At 72.5% G+C, this 15,311-nt stretch carries 17 protein-coding genes and 1 pseudogene; 7 read left to right on the top strand and 11 right to left on the bottom strand.

The annotated features are described in order from the left end of the window. Positions 1 to 58 precede the first annotated feature (58 nt). Positions 59 to 323, top strand: a pseudogene (locus O7609_RS14135) (ABC transporter ATP-binding protein); the annotation flags it as partial. Next, on the top strand, positions 320 to 952 hold the full coding sequence (locus O7609_RS14130) for an HAD-IA family hydrolase (RefSeq protein ID WP_269736591.1): 633 nt from the start codon (positions 320 to 322) through the stop codon (positions 950 to 952). The pseudogene O7609_RS14135 and the gene O7609_RS14130, both read left to right, overlap by 4 nt. Positions 953 to 1,162: 210 nt before the next feature. Here O7609_RS14130 and mqnP read toward each other — a convergent pair whose 3' ends face one another. Both mqnP and O7609_RS14120 read right to left on the bottom strand, forming a co-directional pair. Next, positions 1,163 to 2,083, bottom strand: coding sequence for a menaquinone biosynthesis prenyltransferase MqnP (mqnP, locus tag O7609_RS14125; protein WP_269736592.1), 921 nt, complete (start codon positions 2,081 to 2,083; stop codon positions 1,163 to 1,165). Then, entirely contained in the window at positions 2,080 to 3,525 is a 1,446-nt protein-coding gene (locus O7609_RS14120) for a menaquinone biosynthesis decarboxylase (RefSeq protein WP_269736593.1), read from the bottom strand. The genes mqnP and O7609_RS14120 overlap by 4 nt, the downstream gene beginning before the upstream one ends. A 75-nt stretch (positions 3,526 to 3,600) precedes the next feature. On the opposite strand from O7609_RS14120, the gene O7609_RS14115 reads away from it, so the two are divergent. Next, positions 3,601 to 4,098 (top strand): PLD nuclease N-terminal domain-containing protein, encoded by a 498-nt coding sequence (locus O7609_RS14115; RefSeq protein ID WP_443072122.1) that lies wholly within the window; start codon positions 3,601 to 3,603, stop codon positions 4,096 to 4,098. A gap of 157 nt (positions 4,099 to 4,255) precedes the next feature. Further along, a complete protein-coding gene (locus O7609_RS14110) occupies positions 4,256 to 5,503 on the top strand; it encodes a hypothetical protein (protein ID WP_269743654.1) in 1,248 nt (415 codons plus the stop codon). A gap of 25 nt (positions 5,504 to 5,528) precedes the next feature. Here O7609_RS14110 and ccsB read toward each other — a convergent pair whose 3' ends face one another. The 6 genes from ccsB to hemL form a co-directional block, all read right to left on the bottom strand. Beyond that, entirely contained in the window at positions 5,529 to 6,626 is a 1,098-nt protein-coding gene (gene ccsB / locus O7609_RS14105; protein WP_269743653.1) for a c-type cytochrome biogenesis protein CcsB, read from the bottom strand. Between the two features lie 4 nt (positions 6,627 to 6,630). Next, positions 6,631 to 8,514: a cytochrome c biogenesis protein ResB gene (locus O7609_RS14100; RefSeq protein ID WP_269743652.1), complete on the bottom strand. Its 1,884-nt coding sequence runs from the start codon at positions 8,512 to 8,514 to the stop codon at positions 6,631 to 6,633. A gap of 4 nt (positions 8,515 to 8,518) precedes the next feature. After that, positions 8,519 to 9,283 (bottom strand): cytochrome c biogenesis CcdA family protein, encoded by a 765-nt coding sequence (locus tag O7609_RS14095; RefSeq protein WP_269736597.1) that lies wholly within the window; start codon positions 9,281 to 9,283, stop codon positions 8,519 to 8,521. A gap of 19 nt (positions 9,284 to 9,302) precedes the next feature. Further along, complete coding sequence (locus O7609_RS14090; protein WP_269737262.1) at positions 9,303 to 9,920, bottom strand: TlpA family protein disulfide reductase; 618 nt, start codon at positions 9,918 to 9,920, stop codon at positions 9,303 to 9,305. 261 nt (positions 9,921 to 10,181) lie between these two features. Further along, positions 10,182 to 10,925, bottom strand: coding sequence for a histidine phosphatase family protein (locus tag O7609_RS14085; RefSeq protein WP_443072121.1), 744 nt, complete (start codon positions 10,923 to 10,925; stop codon positions 10,182 to 10,184). Beyond that, positions 10,922 to 12,241 carry a glutamate-1-semialdehyde 2,1-aminomutase gene (hemL, locus tag O7609_RS14080; protein WP_269736598.1) on the bottom strand — a complete coding sequence of 440 codons (1,320 nt, stop codon included), beginning with the start codon at positions 12,239 to 12,241 and terminating at the stop codon, positions 10,922 to 10,924. Before hemL ends, O7609_RS14085 begins: the two co-directional genes overlap by 4 nt. Before the next feature lie 162 nt (positions 12,242 to 12,403). Between hemL and O7609_RS14075 the strand changes: the two genes are divergently transcribed. After that, complete coding sequence (locus O7609_RS14075; protein WP_269736599.1) at positions 12,404 to 12,958, top strand: hypothetical protein; 555 nt, start codon at positions 12,404 to 12,406, stop codon at positions 12,956 to 12,958. Between the two features lie 132 nt (positions 12,959 to 13,090). On the opposite strand, the gene O7609_RS14070 is transcribed toward O7609_RS14075, so the two are convergent. The 3 genes from O7609_RS14070 to O7609_RS14060 all read right to left on the bottom strand — a co-directional run bounded on the left by O7609_RS14070 (position 13,091) and on the right by O7609_RS14060 (position 14,095). After that, positions 13,091 to 13,318 carry a hypothetical protein gene (locus O7609_RS14070; protein ID WP_269736600.1) on the bottom strand — a complete coding sequence of 76 codons (228 nt, stop codon included), beginning with the start codon at positions 13,316 to 13,318 and terminating at the stop codon, positions 13,091 to 13,093. 92 nt (positions 13,319 to 13,410) lie between these two features. Beyond that, positions 13,411 to 13,803: a hypothetical protein gene (locus O7609_RS14065; protein WP_269736601.1), complete on the bottom strand. Its 393-nt coding sequence runs from the start codon at positions 13,801 to 13,803 to the stop codon at positions 13,411 to 13,413. Positions 13,804 to 13,906: 103 nt separating this feature from the next. Continuing rightward, positions 13,907 to 14,095 (bottom strand): hypothetical protein, encoded by a 189-nt coding sequence (locus O7609_RS14060; protein ID WP_269743651.1) that lies wholly within the window; start codon positions 14,093 to 14,095, stop codon positions 13,907 to 13,909. A 23-nt stretch (positions 14,096 to 14,118) separates the two neighbouring features. Here O7609_RS14060 and O7609_RS14055 point away from each other — a divergent pair, with 23 nt between their 5' ends. Together O7609_RS14055 and O7609_RS14050 are read left to right on the top strand one after the other, a co-directional pair. Then, positions 14,119 to 14,934: a helix-turn-helix transcriptional regulator gene (locus O7609_RS14055; RefSeq protein ID WP_269743650.1), complete on the top strand. Its 816-nt coding sequence runs from the start codon at positions 14,119 to 14,121 to the stop codon at positions 14,932 to 14,934. Next, positions 14,931 to 15,245: a MazG-like family protein gene (locus O7609_RS14050; RefSeq protein WP_269736603.1), complete on the top strand. Its 315-nt coding sequence runs from the start codon at positions 14,931 to 14,933 to the stop codon at positions 15,243 to 15,245. Before O7609_RS14055 ends, O7609_RS14050 begins: the two co-directional genes overlap by 4 nt. Positions 15,246 to 15,311 lie beyond the last annotated feature (66 nt).

The following is a 15,311-nucleotide window of genomic DNA, read 5'->3' as shown; positions in this document are numbered from 1 at the left end:
CGCCCGGCACCCGCCCCCCGTACGAGCGGCACCGGGCTTCTCCCCGCGTACGCCCCGAGTCCTGGAGCTCGTCCGCTCGACCGGCGTGACCACCCTCGCCGTCCTCCACGACCTCGATCTCGCCGTCCGGCTCTGCGACCGCGTCGTCGTCCTCCACCAGGGCGCCGTCGTGGCCTCGGGGGCCCGTCCCGGAAACGCTCGACTCCGCGCTGCTGGCCGAGGTGTTCGGCGTCGCGGCCACCGTGCGGCGGCACGCCGACGGCGTCACCCGCGTCACCTACGCCGCCGACCCGCTGGCCGGTCGTGCTATCCAGGTGCGATGACCTCACCCACGGCCACCGGCACGCCGTTCGACGCGGTGCTGTGCGATCTGGACAACGTGATCCGCTTCTACGACACCTCCCGGCTCACGGGCCTGGAACGCGAACTGGGCCTGCCGGAGGGAACGACCGCGGGAGCGGCGTTCTCCCCGGAGATCGTGACGCCCCTGCTGCTGGGGAGGATCTCCAGGAGGCGGTGGGTGGAGTCCATAGCGGGCGCCCTCGCCGACCGGCTGCCCAGGGAGCGAGCGCGTGACCTGGGCACCGCGCTGGCTACGGCACCGTTCCGGGCCGACGAAGCGGTGGTCGCCCTGCTCCGTCAGGCGTCGGCGACGCTGCCGTTGGTGCTGGTGACCAATGGCAGCGTGGAACTGGACGACGACCTGGCCCTGATGGGGCTGGCGGACCTCACGGACCACGTCGTCAACAGCGCCGGGGTGGGCGTGGCCAAGCCGGACCGGGAGATCTACGAGATCGCGGCGCGGCGAGCCGCCGTCCCCGCCGACCGGTGCCTCTTCGTGGACGACCGCCTCGAGAACGTCCAGGCCGCGGCCGGGCTCGGGATGACCGGCGTCCACTACCGCGAACCGGCGGACCTCCGCCGGCCGCTGGCCTTCCTTCTGGACCGCTGACGTCGCCGCCCCGGGCGACCGCCGGCTCAGCTCGTCAGCCGGTCCAGCTCACCGTCCCGCCGTACGGGAACGTGTCCCGCCCCCGGTAGCCGTCAGGCCCCGGGTTCCACAGGGTGACGCAGCGTCGATCGGCACGAACGCCCTCATGCCGCGTGGGCGGATACCGCGGACGTCACACCCGAACAGGTGAAGCTCGGGGTCGCCCAGAGATCAGAGCGTGAGGCCGCGGACGGCGAGGTCGGCGAGGGCGCAGGCGAAGAGGGCGATGCCGATGAAACCGTTCACCGTGAAGAAGGCGCGGTTGAGACGGGAGAGGTCGCCGGGCCGGACGATGGCGTGCTCGTACGCGAACGCGGCGGCGACGACGACGAGGCCCGCCCAGAAGAACGCGCCGGCGTCCGTGGCCAGGGCGAACCAGACGAACAGGCCGAGCGTGACGACGTGGCTGGCCCGGGAGGCGTAGAGGGCGGCGGCGACGCCGAAGCGGGCGGGTACCGAGCCGACGCCCTCCTCGCGGTCGGCCTCGACGTCCTGGCAGGCGAAGATCAGGTCGAAGCCGCCGATCCAGATACCGACGGCCAGGCCGAGCAGGACCGCGTCCCAGGACCAGGCGCCGGTGACGGCGAGCCAGGCGCCGATCGGGCCGATCGCCTGCGCCAGCCCGAGGATGGCGTGCGGGTAGGTCGTGAACCGCTTGCCGTAGGGGTACACGACCATCGGGACGACGGCGAGCGGCGACAGCGCGAGGCACAGCGGGTTGAGCGCGGCGGCCGCGGCGAGGAAGAGGGCGAGCGCGATCAGCGCGCCCGTCCACGCGGTGCGCACGGACACGACACCCGTGACGAGCTCACGAGAGGCCGTGCGGGGATTGCGGGCGTCGATCTCCCGGTCGATGATCCGGTTCGCCGCCATCGCGAAGGTGCGCAGCGTCACCATCGCCACGGTGACCAGGAACAGCGTCCACCACTGCACCGAGCCGCCGTGCAGGTACATCGCGGTGAGCGAGGCGATGTAGGCGAAGGGCAGGGCGAAGACCGAGTGCTCGACCATGACCAGCCGCAGGAACGCGCGCACCCGGCCGGACGGCGCCGGGGCGGGCGGCGGCCCGGTCAGCGACTCCGCTGCGCTCACAGCCCGTACTCCCGCCAGCGCCGGTCCACGGTGGCCGCCGTGTCCGGGTCGGAGGTGACCATCTCCGGCCAGCCGCGGGTGTAGCCCTCCTCGGGCCACTTCGCGGTGGCGTCGATACCCGCCTTGCCGCCCCAGAACTGCTGGTAGGAGGCGTGGTCCAGGTGGTCCACCGGGCCTTCGACGACGCTGAGGTCGCGGGCGTAGTCGGTGTTGCCCAGGGCCCGCCAGGCCACCTCGTGCAGGTCGTGGACATCGCAGTCCGAGTCGACGACGATGATCAGCTTGGTCAGCGACATCATGTGGGCACCCCACACGGCGTGCATGACCTTCTGGGCGTGCTTGGGGTACTTCTTGTCGATCGAGATGATCGCGCAGTTGTGGAAGCCCCCCGCCTCGGGCAGGTGGTAGTCCACGATGTCCGGGATGATGATCTTCAGCAGGGGGAGGAAGAAACGCTCGGTGGCGCGGCCCAGCGGGCCGTCCTCGGTCGGCGGGCGGCCGACGACGATCGACTGCAGCAGCGGGCGCTTGCGCGTGGTGACGCAGTCGATCGTCAGCGCCGGGAAGTCCTCCTGCGGCGTGTAGAAGCCGGTGTGGTCCCCGAAGGGTCCCTCCGGCAGCATCCTGCCCGGTTCGAGCCAGCCCTCGACGACGACCTCGGCCTGCGCGGGCACCTGGAGCGGGACGGTCTTGCAGTCCACCATCTCCACCCGGCGGCCCTGGAGGAAGCCGGCGAACAGGTACTCGTCGATGTCCCCCGGCAGCGGGGCCGTGGAGGCGTAGGTCACGGCGGGCGGGCAGCCGAAGGCGATCGCGACGGGCAGCCGCTCGCCGCGCCGGGCGGCGACCTGGTAGTGGTTGCGGCTGTCCTTGTGGATCTGCCAGTGCATGCCGATCGTGCGGCGGTCGTGGCGCTGGAGCCGGTACAGGCCGAGGTTGCGGACGCCGGTGTCCGGGTCCTTGGTGTGGGTGAGGCCCAGGTTGAAGAACGAGCCGCCGTCCTCGGGCCAGGTGAACAGCGCGGGCAGCTCGTCCAGGTTGACGTCGTCGCCCATGCGGACGACGTCCTGCACGGGGGCGTCCTTCACCTTGCGCGGCGGGACGTGGGTCATGCCCGCCAGCTTGCCGAAGGCCTCCCGGAAGCCGACGAAGCCCTGCGGCAGCTCGGGCTTCAGCAGCCCGCCGATGCGCTCGGAGATCTCTCCGTAGGACTTCAGGCCGAGCGCCTTCAGCAGCCGTCGGTCGGTGCCGAAGACGTTCATGGCCAGCGGCATCGCCGAGCCCTTGACGTTCTCGAACAGCAGAGCGGGGCCGCCCGCCTTGTTCACCCGGTCGGTGATTTCCCCGACCTCCAGGTACGGGTCGACCTCAGCCGTCACGCGCTTGAGATCACCATCGCGTTCCAGCGCCCGCAGCAGCGAACGGAGATCCTCGAATGCCATGGGTGCCAGTATCCGCCATCGCCGCGCGCCCGCGGCGGCGGGGCGGGCGCCGCGGCGCGTACGCACCGTAGGCTGGTGGCGTACGACGCGCTCGGCCGTGCGGAACCCCGCGCGGGTCACATGCTCTGGGGGCTGCCCACAATGCTGCGGACTCTTCCGTTCCTGCTGATGCTCGCGGTGTGGATCTACGCCTTCGTGGAGTGCCTCAACACGCCCGAGCAGGAGGTGCGCAAGCTCCCCAAGGTGGCATGGGTGCTCATCATCCTGCTGTTCGTGCCGCTGGGCCCGATCGCCTGGTTCATCGCGGGACGCCCGCGGCGCAACGCGCCCTACGGCGCCGTGCGCTCGGACGAGCGCCGCTGGGTCGCCCCGGACGACAACCCGAACTTCCTGAAGTCCCTCGACGAGCGCGACGGAGAGCAGGGGCGAGGGCAGGAGCGGGAGCGCCGGGACCGGGAGCACCGGGACGGGGAGCACCAGGACCGGGAGCGGGAGCGGCGCCTGCGCAGGGACGCCGACGACGAGCCCCCCGCGAGCGACGCGGGCCCCGAGGACCCGCCCCCGTCCCGCTGACGCCGACCCGGCCCCGCCCCCGACACAGCCCGGCCCGGGCCCGGCCCGAGGCCGCCCCGGGGCAAAGGCTGGGCAAATCGGCGGCCGGACGGAACCCCCCGGGCGCAGACTGCCTCCTTGCCGGTGACGGCGGCGTCGTGACGAGGGAGAGTCAGCCATGGCCGGGATGGACAGACGGACACTGCTCGGGCTGGGTGCCGCGGCGACGGCATCGCTCGCGGCGGGGCTGACCGGCTGCTCGGGGGGAACGGACGTCGAGGCGCGGCCCCCGGCCGACCGGAGCGAGGGCCCGGGCAAGAGCACCGAGGGCCCGAAGGAGAGGCCGATCGGTGACGGCTCGACCGCCGACACCGGGCCGCAGCCGAACCAGCCGCCCGCGCCCAGGCCGCTGGAGCCGGGCGAGAAGCCGCCCCAGTTCGTCGTCTTCTCCTGGGACGGCGCGGGCGAGGTCGGCAACGGGCTGTTCCCCCGGTTCCGCAAGGTGGCCGAGGAGCACGGCGCGGCGATGACGTTCTTCCTCTCCGGCATCTACGTACTGCCGGAGTCGCAGCGGAACAAGTACCGCCCGCCGGGCAACGCGGTGGGCGCCTCCGACATCGGTTACCTCAAGGACGCCAACATCCGGCTCACGCTGGAGAACCTGCGGGCCGCCTGGCTGGCGGGCCACGAGATAGGCACGCACTTCAACGGCCACTTCTGCGGCGGCTCCGGTTCGGTGGAGCACTGGACACCGCAGGAGTGGCGCTCGGAGATCGAGCAGGCGAAGAGGTTCGTCACCGAGTGGCGCACGAACACCGGGTTCACCGATCTGGAACCGCTGCCGTTCGACTACGACAAGGAGCTCATCGGCGCCCGCACGCCCTGCCTGCTCGGCCAGGACAACCTGCTGCCGACGGCGGCGGAACTGGGATGGCGCTATGACGCCAGCTCCTCGGGCGGGCTCCAGGTGTGGCCGCGCAAGCGGGAGGGGGTCTGGGACCTCCCGCTCCAGTCGCTCCCGTTCCCGGGGCACAGCTTCGAGGTGCTGTCCATGGACTACAACATCCTCGCCAACCAGTCCAAGGCGACGACCAAGGGCCCGCCCGCCAACTATCCGAGGTGGCGTCAGCAGGCCATCGACACCTACGTCCAGGGCTTCCAGCGCGCCTACGAGACGAACCGGGCCCCGCTGTTCATAGGCAACCACTTCGAGGAGTGGAACGGCGGCATCTACATGGACGCCGTCGAGGAGTCCCTGAAGCGGATGGCGGACGGGGGCTACTCCGACGTGCGGCTGGTCTCGTTCCGGCAGTTGGTCGACTGGCTGGACGTGCAGGACCCGGCCGTCCTGACCCGGCTGCGGAATCTGCCTGTGGGGCAGGCTCCGGCGGCGGGCTGGAAGAGCTTCCTGTCCGGCGCCGCCTGAGCCCCGGCCGTCCCCCGCGTCGTGCTCAGACGCCCGCGTAGGAGTGCTTGCCGTTGAAGAGGAAGTTCACGCCGTAGTAGTTGAACAGGAACGTGGCGAAGGCGAACAGGGCCAGGTACGCCGCCTTGCGGCCCTTCCAGCCGACCGTCGCGCGGGCGTGCAGGTAGCAGGCGTAGGCAGCCCAGGTGATGAAGGACCAGACCTCCTTCGGGTCCCAGCCCCAGTACCGGCCCCAGGCGCTCTCCGCCCAGATGGCCCCGGCCACGATGGTGAAGGTCCAGAACGGGAAGACGGCCGCGTTGATGCGGTAGGCGAACTTGTCCAACGAGGCGGCCGAGGGCAGCCGCTCCAGCACCGAGGTGGCGAGCGCGCCGGGCTTCCCGCCGTGTTCCAGCTTCAGCTCGTAGTGGTCGCGGAAGAGGTAGAGCCCGGTGCCGACGGCGCCCAGGTAGAACAGGGCCCCGCAGGCGATCGCCAGCGAGACGTGGATGACCAGCCAGTACGAGTCGAGCGCGGGCGGCAGCTGGTCGCTCTCGGTGTACAGGACGGTGGTGGCCAGGCCCAGGTCCAGCAGGACGGTGGTGACCAGCGGCAGACCGAGCCAGCGGACGTTCTTCTTCGCCAGCAGCAGCACGAGGTAGGCGCCGACGGCCAGCATGGAGAACATCGTGGAGAACTCGTACATGTTCGCCCACGGCACCCGCTCCACGGACAGCCCGCGGGTGACGACGCCGACGCCGTGGATGAGGAAGGCCAGGATCGTCAGGGCCAGCGCGATCGTCCCGTAGAGGTCGCCCTGCTCGTCACCGGCTGCGGCGCCCGGCCCGTCGGGCACGTCGGCGCGGCCGGTGGCCGAGCGCGTCACGACCCGCGGCCGGTCCAGGACGGCGGTGCCGCCGGCCTTGGCCGTCTTCGCACCCCCGTTCACCCGCACCTGCGGAACGGCGGCGGCGCGCTTCTGCGGGCTCAGGGCGGCCGCCGTCCTGGCGACCTTGCTGCGCGAGCCGAAGACCCACTCGGCCACGTGGCCGAGGAAGGCGAGGACGTAGACCGCCATCGCCATGTGGACGAGGGTGGTGCTGAGATCGGCCAGTGACTGGTTGTTCGCCGCTGCGACGTTCACGGGGTCAGCTCCTTCGGCGGTGGTCGGCGCCGACGGCGGAGGAGCCGTCCGGCGAGGGGTCGGCGGGGCCGGCGGCGCCGCCGCGCTCGGCCTCGGGCTCGTCTTCGGTCCCGGCCTCGGCGTCGGGCTCGGTCGCGGAGTCGGACTCGGCCTTGGTCCCGGTCGCGGACTCGGCCTTGGTCCCGGCGTCGGCGTCGGCCTTGGTCCCGGCGTCGGCGTCGGCTTCCGTTCCGGTCGCGGACTCGGCCTCCACCGGCTCCGCCCGGGCGGCGAGGTCGGCCACGATCCGGTTCAGCTCCTCCGGGAGCCGCGCCGACTCGCTGCGGCCCAGCCCGGCCAGCTCGACGACGGTGTGCCCGTCGCCGTCCCGCCGGGCCCGGACCCACACGCGGCGGCGCTGGATGAACAGCGAGCCCGCGAGCCCGGCGATGGCGGCGAGCGACCCGAACAGGGCCCAGCCGCTCGCGGGCTTCTGGGAGATGTTGAACGACGCCCACCGCTCGACGCCCTCGAACGTCAGCGTGCCCGCGCCGTCCGGCAGCTCCCAGGATTCGCCCGGGCGCAGACCCTTCTTGAGGATCTCCCCGTTCTCGTCCTCGAACGGCTCCAGGTTGCGCTCGTCGAGCTGGTAGACGTTCTGCGACAGCCCGGAGTCCAGCCCGAGGTCCCCGTGGCGGCCGGACAGCGACAGCACGGGGTACTCGAGCCCGGGGAAGGTGGAGTGCGGCCCGAGCTCGGCGTCCAGACCGTAGGTGGGGGTGAACACGCCGGGGAAGCCGAGCTGGTCGCGCTCGCCCTCGGCGTTCTTGTAGTCGGTGACCTTGATGACGCCCGTCGCGGTGCCCTGCTCGTCACGCGGGAGGAACGGCACCGGGCCCCGGAAAGCCAGCTCGCCCTGCCCGTCGGTCACCGAGACGACGGGCGCGTAGCCGTGGCCGATCAGATAGATCTTGGAGTCGCCGATCTCCAGCGGGTCGTTGACCTCGATGCTGGCCTTCCGCTCGGGTCCGTCGACGCCCTCCCAGACGGTGACGTCGGCCCGGAACTCGCGTGGCGTGCCCTTCTGCGGGCCGTCGGGCTCGAAGGACGAGTGGAACTCCTCGAGCGTGAAACCGAACTCGTCGAGGTCGTTGTAGTCGTAGAAGCTGCCGGAGGAGATGTCGTCGTACTGCGTGAGGGTGTTGGCGAAGGCGTGGCCACGGACGAGCAGCTTGCCGCCCTCGACCTTCCACAGCTGGCCGACCGCGAAGGCGATGAGCATGAGGACGAGCGCCAGGTGGAAGAGCAGGTTCCCGGTCTCGCGCAGGTAGCCCTTCTCGGCGGCCACCGAGCCCTCGCCGTCGGCGACCCGGAAGCGGCGGCCGCGCAGCAGGCCCCGGGCGGCGTCCAGCACCTCGTCCGGCGCGGCCTCGGTGCGCCAGCTCGCGTGGGCGGGCATGCGGTCGAGGCGGCGCGGCGCCCGCGGCGGGGCGGCCCGGAGCTGGCCGACGAACTGCCAGGTCCGCGGGACGATGCAGCCGATGAGGGAGACGAACAGCAGCAGGTAGATCGCCGAGAACCAGACCGAGCTGAAGACGTCGAACAGCTGGAGCTTCTCGTAGATCGGCGTGAGGGTGGGGTGGTCCTGCTGGAACAGCTGGACCTTGAGCTGGTCCACGCCGTTCTGCGGGATCATCGAGCCCGGTACGGCGGCCAGCGCCAGGAGGAGGAGCAGGAGGAGCGCCGTCCGCATGGAGGTGAGCTGACGCCAGAACCAGCGCGCCCACCCGGTGATCCCGATGCCCACGGGCTCCGGCGGCTCCTCGCGCGGTGCCGTGGAGAGTTGCTCTCCGGCGGCGCGCTCCTCGCCGTCGCGGGCTGCCGTCTCGGCGCTCTCGACTGTGCTCATCGGCTCAGATCCCCACGGTGAAGTCGGACGACCACAGTTGCAGCTCGTACACGATCTCGGTCCAGACTCCGGTCACCAGCAGCAGGCCGACGCCGACGAGCATGCCGCCGCCGACCCGCATGACCAGCTTGTAGTGCTGCTTGACCCAGCCGAACGCGCCGAGCGCCTTGCGGAAGGCGATGGCGGCGACGACGAACGGCAGGCCGAGCCCCAGACAGTAGGCCACCATGAGCGCCGCGCCCCGCCCGGCGCTGGCCTCGGTGAGCGCGAGCCCCTGCACCGCGCCCAGGGTGGGGCCGACGCAGGGGGTCCAGCCGATGCCGAACAGGATGCCCAGCAGCGGCGCCCCGAGCAGGCCCACGGCGGGCTTGCGGTGGATGCGGAACTCCCGCTGGGTCAGCCCGGGCAGCAGCAGACCCATGAACGACAGCCCCATCGCGATCGTCAGCACGCCGAGGACCCGCGTGATGACCTCCTGGTGCACCTGGAGGGTGTCGCCGAAGTAGCCGAACAGGGCCCCGGTGGAGACGAAGACGGCGGTGAAGCCGCCGACGAAGAGGAGCGCGCCGGCGAGCATCCGGCCCCGCCGGGCGTCGGCGAGGTCGGCGCCGGAGATGCCCGTCACGTACGAGAGGTAGCCGGGGACGAGCGGCAGGACGCAGGGAGAGAAGAACGAGACGAGGCCGGCGAGCAGGGCGATGGGCGCGGCCAGGAGAAGGGCACCGCTGGTGACCGTGTCGGTGGTGCCGGCGAGGAGGATCTGGTTCATGAGGGTGCCGCCGAAGCCGTCACTTGTCCGCGAGGACCGGCTCGACGAGCTCGCGCAGGTCCTCCTCGCTCAGGGGCTTGAGCGCCCGCGCGGCGATCCTGCCGTCGCGGTCGACGACGAGCGTGGAGGGGATGGCCTTCGGAGAGAGGGACCCGCGGGGGAACTTCAGGATCTGCCGGCCGCTGGGGTCGTAGATGCTCGGGTACGGAACCCCGAACCGCTCCTCGAAGCGCCGCGCGGGCACGACGTCGAGGTCGCGGGTGTTGATCCCCAGGAACTGGACGCCCTCCGCCTCCAGCTCCTTGGCGACCTTGCTGAAGTGCGGCGCCTCGGCCCGGCAGGGGCCGCACCAGGAGCCCCAGACGTTGAGCACGACGACGTCGCCCGCGTAGTCGGAGAGCTTGACCTCGCCCTTGCCGTCGTCCTGAACCGTCTCCCCGCCGATGTCGGGGGCGGCCACGCGGTCACCGGCCGGAATGACGCTGACCTGGCCGTTGCCGGACACGAAGTTCGCGCCCTCGGCACTGCTGACCTCCTGGTCCGAGCACCCGGCGAGGGTCAGGGCCAGGGAGCCCGTGAGGAGAGCGGCGGCGACGCGGGCACCGCGCCGGGTCCGGGGTCGACGGGCCGAGCTCATAGTCATGTGAAAAGTTTCGCATGCGCCGTCGCGCCCCCTCACACGCCCCCCGTTTCGGACATAACTTCCCACGTCACCCGCCTCGGACAGGCCCACGCGGACGCGACGAGGCCGTAGCGGGCGACGGCTGGGGCCCGGTCACGGCGGTGGGGCCCGGACACACGAGGGCCCCGGCGGGCCGCGCTTCCGCGCGGAGCCGGGGCCCTGGGGTGCGACGGGAGCCGACCACCGCCCCCCAAGCGCCTCCTGGGCCAGGGGGCGTCAGGCGCCGAACCCCTTGCCCTGGACCTTCCCCTTCCCCTTCGCCGGGCGAGCCCCGGCCAGCAGGTGCGGCGGCACCAGGTCGCGGGCCGGCTCCGAGTAGCCGACGGAGACGATCTTGTCCCCGACGTAGGTGAAGCTGGTCAGCGAGGCGAGCGTGCACTCACGCTTGCGGGGGTCGTGCCACAGCCTGCGGCCCTCGACGAAGCTCCGCACCGTCCAGATGGGGAGCTGGTGGCTGACGCACACCGCCTCCCGGCCCCGGGCCGCGTCCTTGGCGGCGTCCAGCGCGCCCATCATCCGCACCACCTGCTCGAGGTACGGCTCGCCCCAGGACGGCTGGAACGGGTTACGCAGGAGGCGCCAGTTCCCGGGCCGCCGCAGGGCGCCGTCACCGACGCCGAAGGTCTTGCCCTGGAAGGAGTTGCCCGCCTCGATCAGCCGCTCGTCCGTCGCCACGTCGGCGCCGTGCACCTTCGCGATGGGAGCGGCCGTCTCCTGCGCCCGCTCCAGCGGCGAGGCGACGACGTGGGCGATGTCGTTGCCCGCCAGCGACTCCGCCACCCGGTCGGCCATGCGGCGGCCCAGCTCGGAGAGGTGGTACCCGGGCAGCCGGCCGTAGAGGATGCCGTCGGGGTTGTGCACCTCGCCGTGCCGCATGAGGTGCACGATCGTGACCGTCTTGTCCCGTGCGGGCGGCTTCGGCGCGCCCGCCCCCGCCTCGCCGTTCGGCGCCCCGCTCATGCCGGCACCGCCTCGGCGGCGGCCCGGGCGGCCCCCGGCAGCGCGGCGGCGACGCGCTCGGTCGCGGCGTCGTCCAGCGCCGTCGACACGAACCACGACTCGAACGCCGACGGCGGCAGGTACACCCCGGCCGCCAGCATGGCGTGGAAGAACGCGGTGAAGCGGAACGTCTCCTGCGCCCGGGCGCCGTCGTAGTCCGTGACCGGCCGGTCCGTGAAGAAGACGGAGAACATGTTCCCCGCCTGCTGGAGCGTGTGGGCCACGCCCTCCTTCGTCAGCGCGTCCGTGACCAGCCCGCGCAGCGTGGCGGCCGACGCGTCGAGCCGCGCGTAGGCCGCGTCGTCCAGCTGCCTCAGCTGGGCCACGCCCGCCGCCGTCGCGACCGGGTTCCCGGAGAGCGTCCCCGCCTGGTAGACGGGACCGGCCGGGGCGAGGGCCGCCATGACGTCCGCCCGTCCGCAGAAGGCCGCGGCCGGGAAGCCGCCGCCCATGACCTTGCCGAACGTCATCAGGTCCGGCACGACGCCGTCCAGCCCGAACCAGCCGGCCTTCGAGACCCGGAAACCGGTCATGACCTCGTCGGACACGTAGAGCGCGCCGTGCTCCCGGCACAGCGACTTCAGCCCCGCGTTGAAGCCCTCTCCTGGCGGGACGACGCCCATGTTGCCCGGCGACGCCTCGGTGATCACACAGGCGATCTGGTCGGGGTGGGCGGCGAACGCCTCACGAACCGCGTCCAGATCGTTGTACGGCAGCACCAGCGTGTCCCCGGCCTGCGCGCCCGTCACCCCCGGGGTGTCCGGCAGCGCGAACGTCGCCACCCCGGAGCCGGCGGCGGCCAGCAGCGCGTCCACGTGGCCGTGGTAGCAGCCCGCGAACTTGACCACCTTCGCCCGGCCGGTGAAACCGCGGGCCAGCCGGATCGCGGACATCGTGGCCTCCGTGCCGGAGGACACCAGCCGGACTTGCTCCACCGGTGCGACGCGGGAGACGATCTCCTCGGCCAGTTCGACCTCGCCCTGGCCAGGGGTTCCGAACGAGGTGCCGCGGGCCACGGCCGCCTCCACGGCCTCCTGGACGGCCGGGTGCCGGTGCCCGAGGATCATCGGCCCCCAGGAGCAGACGAGGTCCACGTACTCGCGGCCGTCGGCGTCCGTGAGGTACGGGCCGGAACCGGAGACCATGAACCGGGGCGTACCGCCCACGGCTCCGAAAGCCCGCACCGGAGAGTTCACGCCTCCCGGTGTCACGACGGCCGCACGGTCGAAGAGGGACTGCGATACTGGTGCTTGGTACGGATAGCTCACAGGGGCCATGGTGACAGAGCTTCGTGCGGGTGTGCGGCCGGGCGTTTCGGCCGCCGTGGGCGGGGGAGGTCTCTGGGACGATGATCGGGTCGCGCGGCACGGGCCGCGGGCGTATGGGGGCACCCTTGGGCGGAGTCCGGGGGAGAATGCGGCGAACAGTCGGGTGGTGACATGCAGCGCGGAGGCGGACCGGGCGATGGCGCCGGGGACCTCGAACCGGAACGCGTGCCCCGCGGCCGACACCGCGGGGAGGCGGCCGAGAGCGAGGGCCTCGGGCGGGGCGGCGGCCGTATGGAGGTGACCTACAAGTACTTCGGCGCCCCCGACGGCGCGACGGCGGCCCGGGTACCCCTGTCCATGCGCCCCCAGGACCTCGGGGGCGACGAGCTCGGCCACGGCATGTTCACCCGCATCAAGCCCGAGACGATGGCCGCGATGGTTCTCACCGGTCTCGAGGGCATACCCCTGCACCGGGTACCGCCCCTGGAGCTCGTCGTCCTCCACCCCGACTACGCCGTCGTCAAGCTCCCCATGACCGTCGTGGACCCCCTGCGGGGCGTCGGCGAGGAGTCCGTCGGCGCCGCGGCCTTCATCTGGTCCACCGTCCCCGACCGCAGCGGCCCCCGCGACGCGTTCGACGTCTACCGCCTGCTGCACCAGTGGCAGGACTTCAGCCACCGCCTCCACGACGCCGGCCACGAACCCTACTGCCTCGTCTGGCCCTGACCGCCCTGTTCCCCACGCCCCGGCCCCGCCCGCAACGGGGCGGACGAGGCCCTCGCTGACCCGTGATCCGAACATGGGCCGGAGCTGAGCGGCGCCGGTCTTCGCCGATCCGCGTACGCCCGGCGGCTGAGGTCAGACGGGCACGACGGTGACGACGCCGTCCAGCGCCTTGGAGTCGTCGGCGTTGCGGGTGAAGAGCGGTAGCCCGCGAACGGAGGCGATGGCCGCGGTCATCAGATCCAGCTTGCGGGGGCGCGGGTCGCGGCGCGCCGCGAGCGTCAGCGAGACCAGCGTGCCGTACCGGGCCGCCGCTTCACTGTCGAACGGCAGCGGATCGAACTCGGCGACAGCCGCCCCCAACAGCTCCGTCCGCGCGGCCCGGGCCGCCGCGTCCCTGGCCGTGGCGACGCCCTGGTGCAGGCCGGCCGACGTGACGGGCGGTCCCGGACGGGTCAGGCGACGGGGCGGCGGGTGGCGGTGAGGCGGAGGCGGGTCTCGAGTTCGTGCTCACCGGGGACGGTGCCGTGGTCCTCGGAGACGAAGGCCGCCATCAGCACCTCGTGGACCCGCCGCACGGGGTCGGCCGCGCCGTGGATCTCCGCCGCGACGTCCTCGTCCAGCGGCACCGGCACCGTCGGCAGGCCCAAGCGGGGCGTCTCGGTGTCCACCGTCGAGGTCCAGACGACGTGGTGCTCCGCTTCGGCGGTGCCGCGCGCGGCGCGCGGTGTCGGGTCGCAGCCCTCCGGGTACGCGGCCTCCAGCGCGCCGAAGACCACGCTGGCCGTCTCGTGGCCGCAGCCCGTCAGGTGGACGCTGACGCAGTACTCGCTGTCGGGACTCCGCATCACGGGGCTCCTTACCCACGGTCGTCCGGCCCCCTGGTATCCATCCCCACCGTACGACGCGGGCCCCGTCCGGGCACGCCCGCGCCGCCGGCGGGGTGTGACGTCACCGCATGCGGCGCAGGGCGAGGTACTCGACGTCGGCGAAGACGGCGGGAGCGGCCGGGGCGGTGAGCGGGCGGTGGTCGAGGGTGTGCGGCGTCATGTCGGCCTCCGTCTTTCCGGTCGGTTGCCGCGACCTTCGCAGCGCGGAGGTCGCGGGCTCGATGACGACGGAGGTCATGGCCGAGCGCACCGGCCGCTCGCTACGCTCCGGGCATGGAGACCGCCGAACTGCCCGGAGTGGGCACGCTGTTGCGCGAGTGGCGGCAGCACCGCAGGCTCAGTCAGCTGCAACTCGCACTCGACGCCGACTCCTCCGCGCGGCACGTGTCGTACGTGGAGACGGGCCGGGCCAGGCCGAGCCGGGAGATGGTGCTGCGCCTGGCGGAGACGCTGGACGTGCCGCTGCGGGAGCGCAACACGCTGCTGCTGGCGGCCGGTTACGCGCCCGCGTTCCGGGAGTCGGCGATGGACGCCGCCGAGATGGCCGCCGTCCGCTCGGCGCTCGACGTCATGCTCACCGCGCACGAACCGTACCCGGCGGTCGTCGTGGACCGGGTGTGGAACGTGGTGTCGGCCAACGAGGCGATGGGGGCGCTGCTCGGCGGGCTTCCGGATGGCCTGACGGAACCGCCGGCCAACGTGTACCGGATGGCACTCCACCCGGAGGGACTGCTGACGCGGGTCGTGAACGCGGACGAGGTGCGCCACCACCTGCTCGACCGGCTGCGGCGGCAGGCGCGGGCGAGCGGGGACGCGGAGCTGCGGGCCCTGCACGAGGAGGTCGCAGCATACGGACCCCCGGTGGAGGAGCCGGAGGGCCACGGCGCGGGCGGGCAGGCGGCGGGGCCGGTGGCGCTGCCGGTGCGGCTGCGCGGCCCGCACGGGGAGCTGTCGATGTTCAGCACGATCGCGACGTTCGGCGCCCCGGCCGACGTCACCCTGTCCGAGCTGGCGATCGAGTCGTTCTTTCCGTCGGACGAGGCCACGGCGCGCGCGTTCCGGGCACTGGCCGAGGAGCGGGCCCGGTGACGGCGCCGGTGTGGCCGACGGTGGCGGAGCTGCTGGCCTGGCTGGAGCGGGAGAGCCGGGTGCCGGCCGAGCAGGAGCGGCTGCTGCGCATGCTCAAGGTCAGTGAGGAGGCGGGCGAGGTGGCGCAGGCCGTGATCGGGGCGCTGGGGCAGAACCCGCGCAAGGGTCACAGCCACACCTGGGAGGACGTGCAGGACGAGCTGTGCGACGTGATCCTCACCGCGATGGTCGCCTTGCGCTCCCTCACCCCGGAGGCGGAGGCCGTCTTCGCGGCGCATGTGAAGAAGGTGGCCGCGCGCAGCCTGGGGTAGCCCCTCGGAGGAAACTCCAAGCTGAGACGCAGCTACCAGGGTGAAGCTCCGGATTTCCTTGCAGGT

The organism is Streptomyces sp. WMMC1477, from assembly GCF_027460245.1.
Lineage (GTDB): Bacteria > Actinomycetota > Actinomycetes > Streptomycetales > Streptomycetaceae > Streptomyces.
Note: the sequence above shows the minus strand (reverse complement) of the source record. Positions and strands in the feature narration are given on the sequence as shown.